Genomic DNA, 16,931 nt, shown 5'->3' on the forward strand with positions numbered 1-16,931 from the left:
GGTCACCGGACCGATCACGGGGGATGATCGTGCGTCCCGTCCACCGACGGGCACGAGGACAGGGATCCCCCGGATGCTGCACGACCACACGCCGACCGACGCCGCCCACACCGTCGACCGACGCCGCTTCCTGGCGCTCGGGCTGGGCAGCGCCGCAGCCACGACGGCCGCCGTCGGAGCGGCACTGACGCCGGACGACCACGCCGCGGCGGCCACCACGACGTCGTCCGGAGGGGTGCTCCTCGCCGCTGACGAGTTCGACGGCGCCGCCGGCAGCGCCCCGAACCCGGGGATCTGGCGGTTCGACACGGGCGCCGGCGGGTGGGGGAACGCCGAGCTGCAGACCTACACCGACTCGCGACGGAACAGCGCGCTGGACGGCGCGGGCAACCTCGTCATCACCGCGCGACGCGAGGCCGACGGCACGTACACCTCCGCGCGGCTGAAGACCGAGGGCACCTTCACCGCGCAGTACGGCCGGATCGAGGCACGCATCCGGATCCCGCGCGGGCAGGGGATCTGGCCCGCGTTCTGGATGCTCGGCGCGGACATCGGGCAGGTCGGATGGCCGGCCTGCGGCGAGATCGACGTGATGGAGAACGTCGGGTACGAGCCCGGTGTCGTGCACGGCACCGTGCACGGACCCGGCTACTCCGGAGCGCAGGGGATGTCGGCCGCTGCGACGCTGCCGAACGGTGCGGCCTGGGCGGACGCGTACCACGTCTTCGGGGTCGACTGGCGCCCCGGATCGGTCACGTGGCTCGTCGACGGCGTCGCGCAGCGCACGGTCACCCGGGCCGACGTGGGGTCGTCGCCGTGGGTCTTCGACAAGCCGTTCTTCGTGCTGCTCAACGTCGCCGTGGGCGGCACCTGGCCCGGGTCGCCGGACGCGACCACGCGGTTCCCGCAGCAGATGCTCGTCGACTGGGTGCGGGTCTGGCAGCAGGCCTGACGGCGAACGGGACCCGCGGGGCGAGCCCGCCACGCTCCTCCCGTCCGTCCAGTGCTCAGCGCCTCGCGCGTGCCAGCAACCAGAGGTACGTCGCGTGGCCGACCAGCGCCAGGCCGAAGAACACCGCGGCGACCGCGTAGACGCGGTCGAGCTTCCCCTGGCCGATGACGAGCATCACGACGCAGAACACCACGGCCGCGGCGAGCACGCCGACCTGGATCGTCGACCAGATGCGGCGGAAGCGGGGCATGCCGGAGTCGTCCACGACCCCATTCTGCCCGACCGGCATGACGGTCCCGGGTCGCCGCGGCCTACTTCTCCGGGTCGTGGCCCCAGTTCATGAGCGAGTACCGCCACTTCGAGTCGTGGGAGTCGCCCTTCGGCTCCTGCTTCGAGTGCCGCGCCACGTAGCCGACGACCTTCCGCATGTGGGCGTAGTCGTCGTCGGTGTAGTCGCCCTGCTTCTTCTCGAGGATGCGGACGATGTGCCGCCCGCTCTCGTGTCCGGTGGACTCGCCGCCGCCGTCGGACTTCTGTCCGACCTCCTTCGACTCGTCCGTGTCGAGCCACTTCCGCAGTTCGGACGCGGTCATGTTCACCGCGTCGGCGAAGTCGTCGCGCGTCTGCTTCTCGTCGTGCTGGTCGTCGCTCATGGCGGCCAGCGAACGCGCCGGGCCTGGGTGTCCACGCAGCGCTGCGTGTCCCCCGTTCCGGTGCGCTGATCGGACGCCGCTCCGCGTCCGTCCAGCACTGGTCGGGTTGTGTGTCCCCCGAACACCCCCACGACAGGAAGCGAGAGCAACATGCGCGCAGTGGTCTGGCACGGCATCGGGGACATCCGTCTCGACGAGGTCCCGGAGCCCACCATCCAGCACCCGGAGGATGCGATCGTCCGGATCACCCGCAGTGCGATCTGCGGCACGGACCTGCACTTCGTCCGCGGCACCATGGCACCGATGGAGGAGGGCACCATCCTCGGGCACGAGGCCGTCGGCGTCGTCACCCAGGTCGGTGACGCCGTCCGCGGGTTCAGCGCCGGGGACCGCGTCGTCATCAACTCGACGATCTCGTGCGGCGCATGCCGGTACTGCCGGATGGGCAAGACCGCGCAGTGCGACGTCGCGAACCCGAACGGCCCGCAGGCCGGCACGAGCTTCTTCGGCGGCCCGCAGTCGACCGGGCCGGTGAACGGTCTGCAGGCGGAGTACGTGCGCGTGCCGTACGCCCGCAACACGATGCACCCGCTGCCCGAGAACGTCAGCGACGAACAGGCGATCCTGCTCTCCGACATCTTCCCGACCGGCTGGTTCGGCGCCGAGCTCGCCGGGGTCACCCGCGGCGACGTCGTGGTCGTGTTCGGCGCCGGCATCGTCGGCCAGTTCGCCGCCGCCTCCGCCTACAAGCTCGGCGCAGCCCGCGTGATCGTCGTCGACGGCGAGGAGACCCGGCTCGCCGCGGCGCTCGCGCAGCACTGCGAGGTCGTCGACTACAACCGCGAGGACCCGGTGCAGGCGATCATGGACCTGACGAACGGCATCGGCGCGGACGCCGTGATCGACGCCGTCGGGGTCGACGCGGAGCGCCCGAAGCAGGGCCCCGTAGCGGTGTCCGACGAACAGGCCCAGCAGTTCGACGCCGAGGTGCAGCAGGTCGCGCCAGACGCCTCGCCGGACGGCTTCGGCGAGCAGCAGCAGTGGAAGCCCGGTGACGGCCCGTCGCAGGTCGCACAGTGGGCGGTCGCGTCGGTCGCGAAGTACGGCCGCATCGGCATCATCGGCGTCTACGGTCCGACCGCACAGTCGTACCCGATCGGCGAGGCGATGAACAAGAACCTGACGATCCGGATGGGTAACTGCGACCACCACTCGGTCACCCCGCCGCTCATCGACCTGGTGGCATCGGGGCAGTTCGACCCGACCGCGCTGATCACCGAGCACGAACCCATCGGCGACGCGATCGCCGCGTACGAGGCCTTCGACCGCCGCGAGCCCGGCTGGGTCAAGGTCGAACTGGAGGCGACACGATGACCACCGCACCGAGCGACCAGTACGCCTTCGGCGACCCGCGCAGCCGCTACCCCGACGTCTCTCCGGAGCCGCAGACCCAGGACGAGCCCGGCCTGCAGTCGCAGATGACCCCCGTCCCCGACCTCGGCGAGTCCAGCTACCGGGGCACGGGGCGCCTCGAGGGCCGGAAGGCCCTCATCACCGGAGCCGACTCGGGCATCGGCGCCGCCGTGGCGATCGCCTTCGCCCGCGAGGGGGCCGACGTCGTCCTGGCCTACCTGCCCGAGGAGCAGTCCGACGCCGACCACGTGATCGAGCAGATCGAGGCGGCCGGGCGGAAGGCGGTCGCGGTCCCCGGTGACCTGCGCGACAAGGCCTACGCGGGGCAGCTCGTCGAGCGCGCCGTCGCCGAGCTCGGGGGCATCGACGCGCTGGTCAGCGTCGCCGGCAAGCAGCGGTGGCAGCCCGACCTGCTCGACATCACCGACGACCAGTTCGAGGCGACGTTCGACGTCAACGTGTTCGGGCTCTTCCGCCTGGTGAAGGCAGCCCTGCCGCATCTGCAGCCGGGGTCGACGGTCACGACGACCGCGTCCATGGAGGCCTACCAGCCCGCGCCGGACCGCCTCGACTACGCGGCGTCGAAGGGCGCGATCAACAACTTCTCCAAGGGGTTGTCGCAGCTGCTCGTCGAGCGCGGCATCCGGGTCAACATCGTCGCCCCGGGTCCGACCTGGACCGTCCTGCAGCCGAGCGGCGGCGTCGACCCGGAGTCGCTGCCCGAGTTCGGCAGCAGCGAGTCGCCGATGGGCCGCGCCGCCCAGCCCGCCGAGCTCGCCCCGGCGTACGTGTTCCTCGCGTCGCAGGAGTCGAGCTTCGTGGCCGGCGAGACCCTCAACGTCAACGGGGGCATGGTCACGCCCTGACCCCGGACCGCCTCGGCTCGTGGAGCGGACACGCTGCTCCCCGAGCGGGAATGCCCGCGCAGCCGCCGACGTCGAACCATCCACACACCACGCGAAGGAGCACACCATGACCCTCGACCTCCACAAGGGGAACAGCGTCGACACCGAGCGTCACTGCCTGCCGACCAGCACCCTGCACGCCCTGCACGACGACCAGCAGGAACAGACGTTCGGACGCTGGCTCGGCCAGATCAACGGACAGCGCTGAGCGCGTTCGCTGCGCGCTGACGGACGGGAGGCGCGGTGCCGGCTGGCACCGCGCCTCCCGTCCGTTCGTGGTCACGCCGGACGCCGCCGGTCACGGCGAGACGCCGTCACGTCGGCGCGGCGCTGCTAGGTTGCAGCTGTGTCGTGGGGTCGGTGGTGGTTCGCGCTGCAGGCGTCGGGCGGCGCCGTCTGGTGGCTGCTGGTCCCCACCGTGCCGATCGTCCGGACCGCGACGCTCGGCTCGCTCGACCCCGTGCCGGTCGCCGCGCTCGACGTCCCGCTGTTCGTCGTCGCCTCGGCACTGGCCGCCGCGGGCCTCCGCTGGTCCGCCGTCGTCGCCACGGGGTGGACGGTGCTCGTGCTGCTCGGGACGGCCGCCTGGGCGACGGTCACCCGTGAGGCGGGCTGGGGTGTCGTCGCGATGACCGCAGCGACCGTCGGCTCCGTCCTCGCGCTGTGCCACGTGCTGCTCGGGCGGGTGCCGACCGAACTCGTCACGTCGGGTCCGCTGCGCTTCCGGACCGCCGACCCGGACGCGGGACCCGTCCGGCACCTCCTCGGGACCGCGGTGCAGATCGTCGTGTTCTGGGGGCTCTTCCTCGGCGTCCTCCCGCTGCTGATCGCCGCCGCCGAGACCCGGTGGCGGCTCCGTCCCCCGCTGCCCGACGCCGTCGTGCAGGTGGTCAGCGGGACCGGTCTCGTCGTCTTCGTGCTGGCGAGCCTGCTCGGCCTCGCCTCGGCAGTGTCGATGTCGACGCGTGGCGGCGGGACCCCGTTGCCGTCGGCGATGCCCAACCGGCTCGTGGTCGCCGGCCCCTACCGGGTGGTGCGGAACCCGATGGCCCTCGCCGGGCTGACCCAGGGCGCTGCGGTGGGGCTCGTCGCGGCGTCCTGGACGGTGCTCGTCTACGCGGTCGCGGGCTCCGTCGTGTGGAACTGCGTCGTGCGCCCGCTCGAGGAGCGCGACCTGGAGCAGCGGTTCGGTGATGAATTCCGCCGCTACGCCGCAGCCGTCCGGTGCTGGGTGCCGCGGTTGCGCCCGGTACCGCGGAGCTGAGCGCGCGCCACGGGACGCACCACGAGCGCGCGAACCGGATGGTCCGCCCGTCCGCGTCCGGAACACGACCGGACCCGCCGGGCGCCCCGGAGCCCGTGCAGTGTGGGCGGGGCCGTCCGACCGGGCGGCACCCCGCTCGCGCAGACCCGCCGGGCGAGGACGGCCGGCGGGACGACGCGGGAGGTGCAACGGGTGCGATCGAGACTCTCCGACCTGCACGAGGAACCGGGCGAGTGGCACCGGCGTGGGCTGCGTCACCCGGACGAGATCGCGTCCCTCGTGCACACCCGGCTGCTGGAGAACGTCCCCGCAGACCCCGCGTACCGCGACTTCTTCTCCGCCGAGTGAGCGTCGTGCGGTCCTCCGCTCAGAGCTCCCGGAGCATGCGGCCGGCGACGGCGTCGTTCCAGGACGTGGTGGCCCCGACCTCGGTCGCGGTGTGCAGCCCCCCGTGCCCGTCCTCCAGCCCGCACCGCCACCGGTCGAACACGCTCATGCAGAGCGTCCGTGCCGTGCGCACCGCGCCGGCGACGGGCCGCTGCGGCGCTGCGTGGCGGAGCGGACGCTGCGGCGTCCTGTCGCCGAGCGGGTCCGTGGTCGCGTCGTCGGTCGGCTCCGCTTCGACAGCGGGCAGGGGGGTCGTGGTGGTGTCGTCGTGCATCTCACCAGTGGGACGTCACGAGCAGCGGATCCGTCACGAACTGACGCATCCGACACCACGCGGGCACTCCTCACGCTGCCGGTGCATGCTCGGTGGAGACCGGTCCACCGACCGGCAGCCCGAGTCGGACGGAAGGCGGGGATGAGCGACGGCACCGCGCTGCAGCACGCGTCCGACGCGACGCTCGTCGCCCGCGCGGCCGACGGCGACGTGCTGGCCTTCGAGGTGCTCGCCCGCCGGCACGGACCGCTGATGCGCGTCTACGCGGAGCAGGTGCTCGGCTCCAACGTCGAGTCCGACGACGTCGTGCAGGAGGCCTTCCTGACGGGGTGGCGGAAGCTCGCGGACCTCGAGGACGCCGAGCGGTTCCGCCCCTGGATCATGCAGATCGTCACCCGCCGGGCCCTCGACCGTCTCCGACGTCGACGTCACCACGACGACCTGGACGACCACGACGAGGCGGCCGACCCGTCGCAGGCCCCGGAGCGTACCGTCGAGACGCGCATGCAGCTCGACGCGATGTGGGCTGCTCTGGACCGGATGCCGATCGACCAGCGTCGGTGCTGGCTGCTCCGGGAGACCGCCGGGTACAGCTACCAGCAGATCGCCGAGGAACTCGAGCTCCCGACGTCGACCGTGCGGGGCCTGCTCGCACGGGCACGACGGTTCCTCGCCGCGGAGATGGAGGGATGGCGATGACGACCGACGACCTCCCCCTGCCCGACGACGACCTCGACGGCCACACGATCGAGGAGATCGCGGACTACCTCGACCGCGGTCGGGACCCGATCGACCCGTCCATCGAGGGCTCGGCGGTCTGCCGACTCGCGATGACGAACATGCAGCGCCTGCGCGAGCTCTCGCTCGGCGCGCTCGAGCAGCGCGCCGGTGCCGAGCCCGACCGGGAGACCGCCTGGGTCGACCGGTTGCTGGGGGCGATCCGCGCCGAGGTGCGGCCCGGTCGCGACGTCCCGGTCGCCCACCCCGATCCGCGCCTGCGCCTGGCGGTCACCGAGGCGGCCGTGCGCGGACTCGTGCGCCGCGCCGGTGACACGATGGGCGGCGTCGTGATGGGCCGCTGCGTGCTGCGGGGTGACGTGGAGGAGCCCGGAGCCGCGGTCAGCATCGACGTGACTGCCGGGCTCGTGTACGGCGGGTCGGCCCTGGAGACCGCCGAACGCCTGCGGGTCACCGTCGCCGAGGCCGTCGAACGGCACACCGAGCTGCGCGTCGAGGCCGTCGACGTCCACTTCGACGACGTCTACCTGCCCTGACGACCACATGCCTGACCACGACCTGCCCGACCGGCGGCGAGACGACCCACCAGCAGCGAGGAGCGCGACCATGGACGACGAAGCGATCTCACGCACGGTGACGGCCGGCATCCGACACGTCCCCGGGGTCACCGGGGTCTACCCGCCCCGACCCGTCGCCGCCGCGGCCGAGACCGTGGTCGACGCGGTGGTGCCCGTACCGCTCCGTCTGCACGACCCCGACGTCCTGGTCGACGTGGACCGACGCGGCGGCCGCGTGCACGTCGTCACCGGCATCAGCGTCGACGGCGGCCGTCCCGCCGCGGACACCCTCCGCGCGGTGGGTGAACGGGTCCGCGACCTGCTCGACGCGGACACGACCGCGACGGCGGACCTCATCAGCGTGACCGTCCGGCTGGTCGAGGACCCGGTCGACGCGGCCGTGGCGCCTCCCGAGGGCGGGCCCTCGGACGCGACCGCGCTGCCGACGAGCAATGTGTGAGCGCTTCCACTCGGAACTCCCCCACCCGTACGGTCGTACCGACGCGGCGGGACCGTACACGCTCGTGGTCGGCGAGCACGAGCTGTCGTCCTGGGACCTCGGCCCCACCGGCAGGGCCGGCAGCGCACCGGACGGGAGGCGCGTGGCGGATCAGCGCCACATCGCGCGTCCGACGCCGCGCCGGTCCGGAGGCACGTGGCCGGCCGGCACCGTGCCTCCCGTGGGTCGCGTCACCGGTGCGAGCGCGCCCTTCCGTCGACGAGGACGGCGACCGGTGCGTGCGGTGAGCATGCCATGATCCGGGAGTGCGCATCGACGACTTCCCCGTCCCGGAGACCCCGGCCGCCCGAGCGGCTGCGTCGCTCGCCACGCGCTACCAGTCGACGGCGATCACGGCGCACGCCGTCCGGTCCTGGTACTGGGCAGCGGGCTTCGCGGCGCTCGACGGGCTCGACGGCGTCGACCACGAACTGCTGTGGGTCGCGGCCGTCCTGCACGACATCGGCACCGTGACCGAGTTCGACAACCACACGGTGTCCTACGAGCACGCCGGTGGGAACGTCGCCGTCGCCCTGACGACCGGGGCGGGTTGGGCCGTCGAGCGGCAGCAGCGCGTGCTCGACGTGATCGTGCGGCACAACTGGCCGGGCGTCGACGTCCACCTCGACCTCGAGGGGCACCTGCTCGAACGCGCGACCGGGCTCGACGTCTCCGGCGCGGGGGTCGAGCTGCTGCCGGAGTCGTACCTGCGCGAGGTGCTCGCACGGCACCCCCGCGGCGCGCTGGCTGCGGAGTTCGGCGCGTGCGTCGTCGACCAGGCCGCTCGCAAGCCCGACACCGCAGCGCGGCGCCTGGTCGACGGCGGTGTCGTCCGGAAGCTCGCGCAGAACCCGCTCGAGGCGCTGTCCTGACCACGACGCGCGCGCGAGGCTCAGCCGGACGTGTCAGCATCGGATCATGACCACCGCCGAACCCGACGTCCGTCACGTCGTCGAAGCGTCCGGCGACGACCTCGACGCGGCCCGAGCGGTGTTCGAGTCGGCGTACGGTGCCGCCGGGTTCCTGCCCGAGCGGACCGAGCGGGACTTCGGCTACCGGTTCCGATCGGTCGGTGGCGACGGGATGTCGCTGGACTCGAAGCGCTTCGACGGTCGGATGGCCGGCGAGGTCGACGCGACGAGCCACTACTTCGTGACGTGGGTCAGCGACGGCGGCGGACTGCTGGACATCGACCGCGACGAGGTGGCGCTCGCGCCCGGACGCCCGATCGTGTTCCCGAGCGAGCGCCCGTACCGCTTCGACCTCGCCGACGTCCGGCAGAACGTGGTGCAGTTCGACCGCCGCACGCTCGAGCGCACCGCCGCCGAGCTGCACGGCACGGAGCCGGCGCCGCTCGTGTTCGACCACGCCGCGCTGCCCCGACGGGAGGACGTCCGGACGTGGAACGCCGAGCTGCGGGCCTCCGCGCAGGTCGTGCTCGGTCCCACGCCGCTGTCCCCGCTCGCGATGGCCGAGGCCACCCGGCGCACCGCGCTGTCGATGCTCCGGACCTTCCCGCACACGACCCTCGCGCCGGCCGCGCCGGTGCCCGTCGGCGCACGGGGCCGGGTGCAGCAGGCGATCGAGTACATGCACGCCAACGCCGACGTCCCGATCACCACGACCGACGTCGCCGAACACGTCGGGCTCAGTGTCCGCGGGCTCCAGCAGGGCTTCCAGCGGCAGGTCGGGATGTCACCGAACTCGATGCTCCGCGGGATCCGCTTCGACCGGATCCGGACGGAGCTCCGGTACCACTCGGTGGGCGAGACGACCGTGGCGGACACTGCGCGGCGGTGGGGGTTCGCGCACGCCGGGCGGTTCTCCTCCGCCTACGCGAAGCGGTTCGGGGAGCTGCCGAGCGAGACCCTGCGCGCGCGTCGCTGAGCGACTGCGTGGGCCCTGCCGGGATCGAACCGACGACATCCACGGTGTAAACGTGGCGCTCTACCAGCTGAGCTAAAGGCCCCTGGAGTCGATCCTAGACGCTCGGTGGGAACACCCTGTCCACGGTCCTGCGGTGATCGGGGCGGTGTTCCTCGTCGTGGCCACGGCTGACGAGCAACGCCGCCGCCGGGCGGCGCCCGGTCCACGCGCCCGCTGACGTCGGCGACGGTCGGCCGCGAGCACGATCGCGACCGGTCCGGAGCGCGAGCCGCGCTCCGGACCGACGGCCCCGCCGCGGGGCGCTCAGCCGAACCGCTGCACGAGCTCCCGCTTGAGCACCTTCCCGCTCGGACCGAGCGGCAGCGCATCCACCACGTGCACGACCCGCGGGTACTTGTACACGGCGATCTCGTCGGCGACGAAGCGGATCAGCTCCTCCGAGGTCACCTCGGCGCCCTGACGGAGCACGACCGCCGCGGCGACCTCCTGCCCGTGCACGTCGTGCGGGATCCCGAACACGGCGGCCATCGTGACGTCCGGGTGGGCGGCGAGGACCTCCTCCACCTGCCGGGGGTACACGTTGTAGCCGTTGCGGATGATCATGTCCTTCGTACGGTCGACGATGGTGAGGTACCCGTCGTCGTCCTTCCGCCCGAGGTCGCCCGTGCGGAACCACCCGTCGACGATCGCCTCGGCCGTGGCCTCGGGTCGGTTCAGGTAGCCGTTCATCAGGTTGTGGCCGCGGATCACCAGCTCGCCGATCTCGCCGCGCGGCAGCAGGACGGTGCGGTCGGTGACCTCCGGGTCGGCGATCTCGATGTCGACACCCCAGATCGGCGTCCCGATGGTGCCCGGGCGCGGGGTGGCCCCGACGTGGTTGAACGACGCCACCGGCGAGGTCTCGGTGAGCCCGTACCCCTCGTGGACCGGCGCGTCGAACACCTGCTGGAACCGTTCGAGCACGGCGAGCGGCAGCGATGCCCCGCCGGAGATCGCGTACCGCAGGTGCGGTCGGGCCTCGGACCGGGTCGCGGCGTCGAGCAGCGCGATGTACATCGTCGGGACGCCCATGAAGATCGCCGTGTCGTGCTCGACCATGGCCGCGAGTGCGGCGTCGCCGTCGAACCTCGGCAGCATGACGATCGTCGCGCCGGCGCGGAACCCGGTGTTCATGGTGCAGGTCTGCCCGAAGGTGTGGAAGAGCGGCAGCGCACCGAGCAGGACGTCGCCCCGACGCATGTCGAAGGTCGTGAGCAGGCACGTGTTGACCTGTTCGAGCAGGGCGAAGTGGGAGCCCTCGGCGCCCTTCGGCTTCCCGGTCGTCCCGCTCGTGTACAGGATCGTGGCGGTGTCGAACGGGTGGCGCGGGACGTAGGTGTCGAGCGGTTCGCTCGTCGCGGCGACGGTCTCGAGTCGGTCCGGAGCGCCCTCGGCGTCCGCCGGGGCGAGCACGCTGAGCACGTCGACGCCGGCGGCTGCCGCCCCGGCGCCACCCTCGCCGAGCAGGGGGGCCGCGCAGACGAGCAGTCGGGCGTCGCTGTCGCGGAGCACGAACTCGATCTCCCCGCGCTTGAGCAGCGCGTGCACCGGCACGACCACGGCGCCGAGCGCGAGGACGGCGTAGTAGACGCGCGGGAAGTCGGCGACGTTCGGCACGAGCATCGCGACGCGGTCGCCCTCGCGCACACCGCGCGCGCGGAGGCCGCCGGCGTAGGCGAGGGTCTGCTGCCACAGCTCGGCGTACGTGGTCCGCTGGTCCCCCACGACGACCGCGACGTCGTCCGGGAACCGCGCCGCGGACTCGGCGAGGATCGCGGCGACGGAGGCGGTGGCCTGGGTCGTCCGGGCACCGTGGGCGGCGCCGGGTGCGGGGTGGCTGCTGGTGGTGGTGCTGGTCATGCCGGCCTTCCGTCTCCCGTGACGAGTTCTCCTCACGGAGCCTACGGCGCTCGGGCGTCCTCGGTCCGGTCGCGCGATCTCCGGCGCGCCCCGGCGAGCGCGTGTCTGGACGTCGGCTGCACGCAGTGCGCGCAGCGGCTGTGGGCTTGCGCTCACAGCAGGATCGTGTTCAATCGAGTCGTCGTGGTGCGGGTCAGGCACCACGGCACGGGCGGCCGGTCTGTGTTCGGGTCACGGATCGGCCGCCGCACCCGGTCCTCGTCCGCGCGTCGGGACGAGACCGCTGCGGGACGAGCCGCTCCGCGGCAGTGAGCCGGTGCGCGCCGGACGGGAGGCCCGTGGCCGACCCGCCTCGCGCCTCCCGTAGGCCGGGTGGTCCGCTCGAGACCGGTGTCGTGGGTCGCCGACCCTCGTCACGTACCCCGGTGCGCCCCGCGCGCCCGGACCGGCTCGGTACTGTCGGGCGGACGAGGTGAGGAGGCTGCGATGACCGAGGACGGCACGCACGGGACGTCCGGGTACTGGTACCCGGACCGGCCGGCGAGGACCGGTGTCGAACTGCTCACCGCGATGCGGCGCTACCGCGCCGCCGAGGTCGCGATGCGCGAGCGCAAGCGCCGGTCGATGGGGATGAACGCGACCGACATGGAGGCGGTCCGCTTCCTGCTGCGCGCCGCGGAGCAGGGCCGCGCGGTGCGGCCGGGCGACCTGACCGCGCACCTGGGGATCACGTCGGCGTCGACCACGGCCGTCGTCAAGCGGCTCGTCTCCAGCGGGCACGCCGAACGCCGGCCGGACCCGGCGGACGGCCGCGGCGCCCTGCTGGTCGCGACCGTGCACAGCGATGACGAGGTCCGGTCCGAACTCACCGACGTGCACGCCCGGATGATCGCCGCGGCCGACCGGCTGTCGCCGCAGACGGTGGTCGAGATGCAGGCGTTCTTCGCCGAGGTGATCGACGCGATGGGCGCCGACTCACCCGCGGACGAGGCCGACGGCGCCGCCCGCCCGGGTGCGATGGCCGATATGCGTACGCATCCAGTTCGGTAGTTAGACAAACTAGAGAAATCGGAGCAAGCTGGCCCCAGTCGCCGATCGGCGACGACCCACAGCACGGGAAGGGCCGGCCATGAGCACCATCGACGCGACGCACTCGCAGTTCTCCGAGGTCCGGGAGGCAGCCCGTGGACGGGTCCTCGCCACCCTGGCGACCAGCCTCGGCATCGTCGCCGTGACCGTCGCCACCGCTGCCGTCACCGTCGTCACCCTCGGGGCGTGAGCACGGTGCGCACCGCGAACGACCTCCGCGAACTCCAGCGCCACCCCCACGAGTGGCACCGCCGCGGCCTGCGGCACCCCGACGAGATCGACGCCCTCGTGCACCACCGCACGCACGGCGACGTCCCGCCCGAGCCGACCTACGGCGACTTCTTCCGCGTCGCCTGAGCCCGTCCCACCGAGCGGAGCTCCGGGAACTGGTCGTCCCGCCACTCCCCCTCGACCGACACACCGCCCGACGCCGCGGACTCCTCGCGCTCGCGGAGCTCGACCCGTCGGATCTTGCCCGAGATCGTCTTCGGCAGCTGCCCGAACTCGACCCGGCGGACCCGGGCGTACGCCGGGAGCGCGACCCGTGCGTGCTCGAGCACCGCACGAGCGGTCTCGGCCGTCGGCTCCCACCCGGCCGCGAGCGTGACGTAGGCCTTCACGACGTTCAGCCGTGCGTCGTCCGGTGCGGGGACGACGGCGCTCTCGGCCACGGCGTCGTGCTGCAGCAGGGCGCTCTCGACCTCGAACGGCGACACCTTGTAGTCGGAGGACTTGAAGACGTCGTCGGTCCGGCCGATGAAGGTCAACTGCCCGTCCGCGTCGCGGACCGCGATGTCGCCGGTGTGGAAGAAGCCGTCCCGCATCGCGTCGGCGGTGCGCTCCGGGTCGCCGAGGTACCCGGCCATCAGGTTCGTCGGCCGCTCGGTCAGGTCGAGGCAGACCTCGCCCTCGTCCCCGACGCGCCCGGTCAGCGGGTCGAGCAGCGTCACGGCCACCCCGGGCAGCGGACGACCCATCGCCCCGGGTGTCACCGCCCCACCGGGCACGTTGCCGATGATCGCCGTCGTCTCGGTCTGGCCGTAGCCGTCGCGGATCGTCAGGCCCCAGGCCGCCTGGACACGGGCGATCACCTCGGGGTTGAGTGGCTCGCCCGCGGACACCACCTCGCGCAGCGCGTGCGGCCTCGGTCCGAGGTCGGACTGCAGGAGCATCCGCCAGGCGGTCGGCGGCGCGCAGAACGTGTCGACGCCGGCCTCGTCGAGCTGCGCGAGGAGCCCGGCGGGGTCGAAGCGCGGCGTGTCGTACACGAAGACGGTCGCCTCGGCGATCCACGGCGCGAAGAAGCAGCTCCAGGCGTGCTTGCCCCACCCGGGTGAGCTGATCGCCAGGTGCACGTCGCCGGGCCGGAGTCCGAGCCAGTGCATGGTGCTGAGGTGGCCGACCGGGTACGACGCCTGCGTGTGCACGACCATCTTCGGCCGCGAGGTGGTGCCCGACGTGAAGTACACCAGGCAGGGGTCGTCGGTGCTCGTCGTGACCACGGGCCGCACCTCGTCCGCCGGCGCCGGGGTACCGAGGTCGTCCGGGTAGGACGTCCAGCCGTCGACCGCTCCCCCGACCACGATGCGCGACGGAGCACCCGTCACCCCGTCGAACTTCGGCGTCTCCCCGTGGTTCGTGACGACGTGCGCGACGCCGCCGCGGTCGATGCGGTCCTGCAGGTCGGCGGTGTCGAGCATGGTCGAGGTCGGCAGGATGACCGCGCCGAGCTTCATCACCGCCAGCATGGTCTCCCACAGCTCGAGCTGGTTGCCGAGCATCAGGAGCACGTGGTCGCCCTTCCGGACCCCGAGCCGGTCCAGGCGGACCGCGAGCCGGTCGGAGCGGGCGGCCATCTCGGCGTACGTCGTGCGCGAGCCGCCGTCCTCGTCGACGATCCACAGCGCCACGCGGTCGTTCCCGCGGGCGACCACGTCGAACCAGTCGGTCGCCCAGTTGAAGGTCCGGCCGAGGTCGGGCCAGCGGAACGCACGTCGGGCGGCCTCGGCACGCTCGGTGTCGTGCTCGTCGAGGACCGCGAGCAGTTCGTCACGGGCGGCGCGGTACGCGGCGGTCGGGTTCAGGGAGGACACCGGTCGATCATGCCCCACCGGGCACCCCGCGCGCTCGCAGCGGACGGTCGTCGGTCGCGGGTAGCGTCGTCCTCGTGGACGGTGTCGGTGTGGTGGACGAGTCCGGGCGGCTGCGGCTCCTCGGCAGCGCCGTGGCCGGCGCGGCCTTCGGCGTGGTGCTCGCGGTGCTCGTCGCGTCGTCCTGGCTGACGACCACGACGGCGCTGCTCGTCGGGGTCGGTGTGCCCGCGGGGATCGCCGGTGCGGCCATCGGCGTCTGGACGCAGCTGCGGGCCTGGCGAGCCGCCGGCGGCTACGAGCGATCGGCGGCCGTGCAGCGATGGGTCGCGGAACAGCGCGTGCCGCCGGGGGTCACGGCCGACGAGTGGGTCCCGGCGCTGCAGGCGCAGGCCGACCGCGAGGGCGCCGGCTGGGGCAAGATCGTCCTCTGCGTGCTCTGGACCGCGATGACGCTCTCGATGGCGGACCAGCACGGCCCGCTCCTGACGGGGTTGCTCGTCGCGCTCTGGGTCGGGATCGGCGCGTGGTCCGCGCTCTGGGTCGTCCCCCGCGCCCGCGCAGCGCGGGCACTGCTCCGCCGCGGCGTCGCGACCGAGCCGTACCCGACGGAGTCCCGACCGACCGACTCCTGAGCCGGCCCTGCGCCCCGGGGATCGTCACGGGACGTCCGCGGCTGCCGTGACTACGCTCGTCCGCATGCAGAGTCGCACCCTCGGCCGCACCGGCCGCTCCGTGTCCGTCGTCGGCCTCGGCACGTGGCAGTTCGGCGGTGACTGGGGTCCCGTCAGCGAGCAGGACGCCGCCGCCGTGATGGACGCCTCGGTCCAGTCCGGCGTCACCCTCTTCGACACCGCCGACGTGTACGGCGACGGTCGCAGCGAGCAGCTCATCGGGGCATGGCGACGGGCCAACCCCGACGTGCCGCTCACCGTGACGACCAAGATGGGTCGACGCGCCGACCAGGTCCCCGCGAACTACGTCGCGGCCAACTTCCGCGAGTGGGTCGACCGTTCCCGGCGCAACCTCCGGCAGGACACCCTCGACCTCGTGCAGCTGCACTGCCCGCCGACCGCGGTCTTCGAGGACGACGCCGTGTACGACGCCCTCGACGCCCTCGTCGCCGACGGGTCGGTCGCCGCGTACGGCGTCTCCGTCGAGACCGCGGACCAGGCGCTCACCGCGATCGCCCGGCCGCACGTCGCGACCGTGCAGGTCATCCTCAACGCGTTCCGGCTCAAGCCGCTGGACCGCGTGCTGCCGGCCGCACGGGAGGCGGGGGTCGGGATCCTCGCGCGCGTCCCGTTGGCGTCGGGACTGCTCTCCGGGAAGTACACGACCGAGACCACGTTCAGCGAGGGCGACCACCGCAACTACAACCGTCACGGCGAGGCCTTCGACCAGGGCGAGACGTTCAGCGGCGTCGACTTCGCGGACGGCGTGCAGGCCGCCCGGGCGTTCGCGGCGGCGCTGCCCGAGGGCATCTCGGTCCCGCAGGCGGCGCTCGCGTGGATCGTCGCGCAGGACGGCGTCACCGCCGCCATCCCGGGCGCCAGGAACCCCGAGCAGGCCCGCTCGAACGCCGGAGCACCGGACCTGGTCGACGACAGCGCACTCGACCTCGGCGCCCTCGACAGCACGGTGCACGAGCTCTACGACCGGTGGTTCCGCGCCACCGTGCACGACCGGTGGTGAGCCGCCGGCCCGGCACGCGAACCGGCCGGGCCCCGCGGGTGGGCGGTGCGCGGACGGCGCCCCGGAGCGTCGTCGTCACGCTCGTCGCGGCGGTGGCCGTCCTCCTGCTCGCCCTCTGCACGGCGCCGGCGGCGGGGACGACCCGCACCGCGCCTCCCTGGCCGGCACCGACCGACCTGCAGACGCGCGCCGAGGCGGCGGGCCTGCGGAACGTCTGGGGCGAACCGCTCGCCGAGCACGTGCACACGCACCTGACGATCCTGGACGGCTCGACACCGGTGACGGTCCCGGGCGACGTCGGGCACTCGTCGCGGGAGCGGTTCGCCGCCGAGCTCCACACCCACGACACCTCCGGCATCCTGCACGTCGAGTCGCCGACCCGGCAGACGTTCACGCTCGGGCAGTTCTTCGACGAGTGGGACGTCTCGCTCGGCGCGGGGCACGTCGGCGGGCTGCACGGGGAGCTGACGACCTGGGTCGACGGACACCGGTACCTCGGCAACCCGCGGTCGATCGCGTTGACGAACCGTCGCGAGGTCGTGCTCGTCGTCACCACGATCGGCGAGGTGCCGCACCTGCCGGCGCCGTTCGACTGGCCGCCGCAGTACCGCTGACGGGGGTCGGCACCG

At 73.0% G+C, this 16,931-nt stretch carries 22 protein-coding genes and 1 tRNA gene; 17 read left to right on the forward strand and 6 right to left on the reverse strand.

What is annotated here, in order from left to right; all coding sequences use genetic code 11:
* The first annotated feature begins 73 nt into the window (after positions 1-73).
* Positions 74-952 (forward strand): glycoside hydrolase family 16 protein, encoded by an 879-nt coding sequence (locus tag J2X59_RS06625; protein WP_326496128.1) that lies wholly within the window; start codon positions 74-76, stop codon positions 950-952.
* Positions 953-1,007: 55 nt separating this feature from the next.
* On the opposite strand, the gene J2X59_RS06630 is transcribed toward J2X59_RS06625, so the two are convergent.
* Positions 1,008-1,217: a hypothetical protein gene (locus tag J2X59_RS06630; RefSeq protein ID WP_058729470.1), complete on the reverse strand. Its 210-nt coding sequence runs from the start codon at positions 1,215-1,217 to the stop codon at positions 1,008-1,010.
* 46 nt (positions 1,218-1,263) lie between these two features.
* Positions 1,264-1,605: a DUF3140 domain-containing protein gene (locus tag J2X59_RS06635; protein ID WP_066653974.1), complete on the reverse strand. Its 342-nt coding sequence runs from the start codon at positions 1,603-1,605 to the stop codon at positions 1,264-1,266.
* 150 nt (positions 1,606-1,755) lie between these two features.
* Here J2X59_RS06635 and J2X59_RS06640 point away from each other — a divergent pair, with 150 nt between their 5' ends.
* The 5 genes from J2X59_RS06640 (at position 1,756) to J2X59_RS06660 (ending at position 5,535) form a co-directional block, all read left to right on the forward strand.
* Positions 1,756-2,979: a zinc-dependent alcohol dehydrogenase gene (locus tag J2X59_RS06640; protein ID WP_326496129.1), complete on the forward strand. Its 1,224-nt coding sequence runs from the start codon at positions 1,756-1,758 to the stop codon at positions 2,977-2,979.
* Positions 2,976-3,884, forward strand: a complete 909-nt coding sequence (locus tag J2X59_RS06645) for an SDR family oxidoreductase (protein WP_066653970.1) — start codon at positions 2,976-2,978, stop codon at positions 3,882-3,884. Before J2X59_RS06640 ends, J2X59_RS06645 begins: the two co-directional genes overlap by 4 nt.
* A 106-nt stretch (positions 3,885-3,990) precedes the next feature.
* Positions 3,991-4,131 carry a hypothetical protein gene (locus tag J2X59_RS06650; RefSeq protein WP_158407748.1) on the forward strand — a complete coding sequence of 47 codons (141 nt, stop codon included), beginning with the start codon at positions 3,991-3,993 and terminating at the stop codon, positions 4,129-4,131.
* Positions 4,132-4,269: 138 nt separating this feature from the next.
* Positions 4,270-5,187, forward strand: coding sequence for a methyltransferase family protein (locus J2X59_RS06655; protein WP_326496130.1), 918 nt, complete (start codon positions 4,270-4,272; stop codon positions 5,185-5,187).
* 192 nt (positions 5,188-5,379) lie between these two features.
* The gene (locus J2X59_RS06660; RefSeq protein WP_158407747.1) at positions 5,380-5,535 is read left to right on the forward strand and encodes a hypothetical protein; all 156 of its coding nucleotides are present in this window, start codon (positions 5,380-5,382) and stop codon (positions 5,533-5,535) included.
* 19 nt (positions 5,536-5,554) lie between these two features.
* Here J2X59_RS06660 and J2X59_RS06665 read toward each other — a convergent pair whose 3' ends face one another.
* On the reverse strand, positions 5,555-5,848 hold the full coding sequence (locus J2X59_RS06665; protein ID WP_326496131.1) for a hypothetical protein: 294 nt from the start codon (positions 5,846-5,848) through the stop codon (positions 5,555-5,557).
* Positions 5,849-5,989: 141 nt separating this feature from the next.
* On the opposite strand from J2X59_RS06665, the gene J2X59_RS06670 reads away from it, so the two are divergent.
* From J2X59_RS06670 to J2X59_RS06690, 5 genes are all read left to right on the forward strand, one after another.
* Positions 5,990-6,547: an RNA polymerase sigma factor gene (locus J2X59_RS06670; protein ID WP_066653961.1), complete on the forward strand. Its 558-nt coding sequence runs from the start codon at positions 5,990-5,992 to the stop codon at positions 6,545-6,547.
* On the forward strand, positions 6,544-7,122 hold the full coding sequence (locus J2X59_RS06675; RefSeq protein WP_209682929.1) for an Asp23/Gls24 family envelope stress response protein: 579 nt from the start codon (positions 6,544-6,546) through the stop codon (positions 7,120-7,122). The genes J2X59_RS06670 and J2X59_RS06675 overlap by 4 nt, the downstream gene beginning before the upstream one ends.
* Positions 7,123-7,192: 70 nt before the next feature.
* Positions 7,193-7,603: a hypothetical protein gene (locus J2X59_RS06680; protein WP_326496132.1), complete on the forward strand. Its 411-nt coding sequence runs from the start codon at positions 7,193-7,195 to the stop codon at positions 7,601-7,603.
* 305 nt (positions 7,604-7,908) lie between these two features.
* Positions 7,909-8,514, forward strand: coding sequence for an HD domain-containing protein (locus J2X59_RS06685; RefSeq protein ID WP_326496133.1), 606 nt, complete (start codon positions 7,909-7,911; stop codon positions 8,512-8,514).
* 46 nt (positions 8,515-8,560) lie between these two features.
* A complete protein-coding gene (locus tag J2X59_RS06690; protein ID WP_326496134.1) occupies positions 8,561-9,529 on the forward strand; it encodes an AraC family transcriptional regulator in 969 nt (322 codons plus the stop codon).
* A 9-nt stretch (positions 9,530-9,538) separates the two neighbouring features.
* Here J2X59_RS06690 and J2X59_RS06695 read toward each other — a convergent pair.
* Both J2X59_RS06695 and J2X59_RS06700 read right to left on the reverse strand, forming a co-directional pair.
* Positions 9,539-9,611, reverse strand: a tRNA-Val gene (locus J2X59_RS06695).
* 221 nt (positions 9,612-9,832) lie between these two features.
* The gene (locus J2X59_RS06700) at positions 9,833-11,428 is read right to left on the reverse strand and encodes a long-chain-fatty-acid--CoA ligase (RefSeq protein ID WP_326496135.1); all 1,596 of its coding nucleotides are present in this window, start codon (positions 11,426-11,428) and stop codon (positions 9,833-9,835) included.
* A 486-nt stretch (positions 11,429-11,914) separates the two neighbouring features.
* On the opposite strand from J2X59_RS06700, the gene J2X59_RS06705 reads away from it, so the two are divergent.
* The 3 genes from J2X59_RS06705 (at position 11,915) to J2X59_RS06715 (ending at position 12,874) form a co-directional block, all read left to right on the forward strand.
* Positions 11,915-12,478 carry a MarR family winged helix-turn-helix transcriptional regulator gene (locus J2X59_RS06705; RefSeq protein ID WP_326496136.1) on the forward strand — a complete coding sequence of 188 codons (564 nt, stop codon included), beginning with the start codon at positions 11,915-11,917 and terminating at the stop codon, positions 12,476-12,478.
* Positions 12,479-12,557: 79 nt separating this feature from the next.
* The gene (locus tag J2X59_RS06710) at positions 12,558-12,707 is read left to right on the forward strand and encodes a hypothetical protein (RefSeq protein WP_158407746.1); all 150 of its coding nucleotides are present in this window, start codon (positions 12,558-12,560) and stop codon (positions 12,705-12,707) included.
* A complete protein-coding gene (locus J2X59_RS06715) occupies positions 12,704-12,874 on the forward strand; it encodes a hypothetical protein (RefSeq protein WP_158407745.1) in 171 nt (56 codons plus the stop codon). Before J2X59_RS06710 ends, J2X59_RS06715 begins: the two co-directional genes overlap by 4 nt.
* Here J2X59_RS06715 and J2X59_RS06720 read toward each other — a convergent pair.
* A complete protein-coding gene (locus tag J2X59_RS06720) occupies positions 12,847-14,601 on the reverse strand; it encodes an AMP-binding protein (RefSeq protein WP_442781415.1) in 1,755 nt (584 codons plus the stop codon). The genes J2X59_RS06715 and J2X59_RS06720 overlap by 28 nt on opposite strands.
* An 83-nt stretch (positions 14,602-14,684) precedes the next feature.
* Between J2X59_RS06720 and J2X59_RS06725 the strand changes: the two genes are divergently transcribed.
* The 3 genes from J2X59_RS06725 (at position 14,685) to J2X59_RS06735 (ending at position 16,916) form a co-directional block, all read left to right on the forward strand.
* On the forward strand, positions 14,685-15,242 hold the full coding sequence (locus tag J2X59_RS06725) for a hypothetical protein (protein WP_326496138.1): 558 nt from the start codon (positions 14,685-14,687) through the stop codon (positions 15,240-15,242).
* A 64-nt stretch (positions 15,243-15,306) separates the two neighbouring features.
* Positions 15,307-16,302, forward strand: coding sequence for an aldo/keto reductase (locus tag J2X59_RS06730; RefSeq protein WP_326496139.1), 996 nt, complete (start codon positions 15,307-15,309; stop codon positions 16,300-16,302).
* A gap of 92 nt (positions 16,303-16,394) precedes the next feature.
* Positions 16,395-16,916: a hypothetical protein gene (locus J2X59_RS06735; protein WP_326496140.1), complete on the forward strand. Its 522-nt coding sequence runs from the start codon at positions 16,395-16,397 to the stop codon at positions 16,914-16,916.
* Positions 16,917-16,931 lie beyond the last annotated feature (15 nt).

It is taken from the genome of Curtobacterium sp. 260, from assembly GCF_030803485.1.
In the GTDB taxonomy this organism is placed as follows: Bacteria; Actinomycetota; Actinomycetes; order Actinomycetales; family Microbacteriaceae; genus Curtobacterium.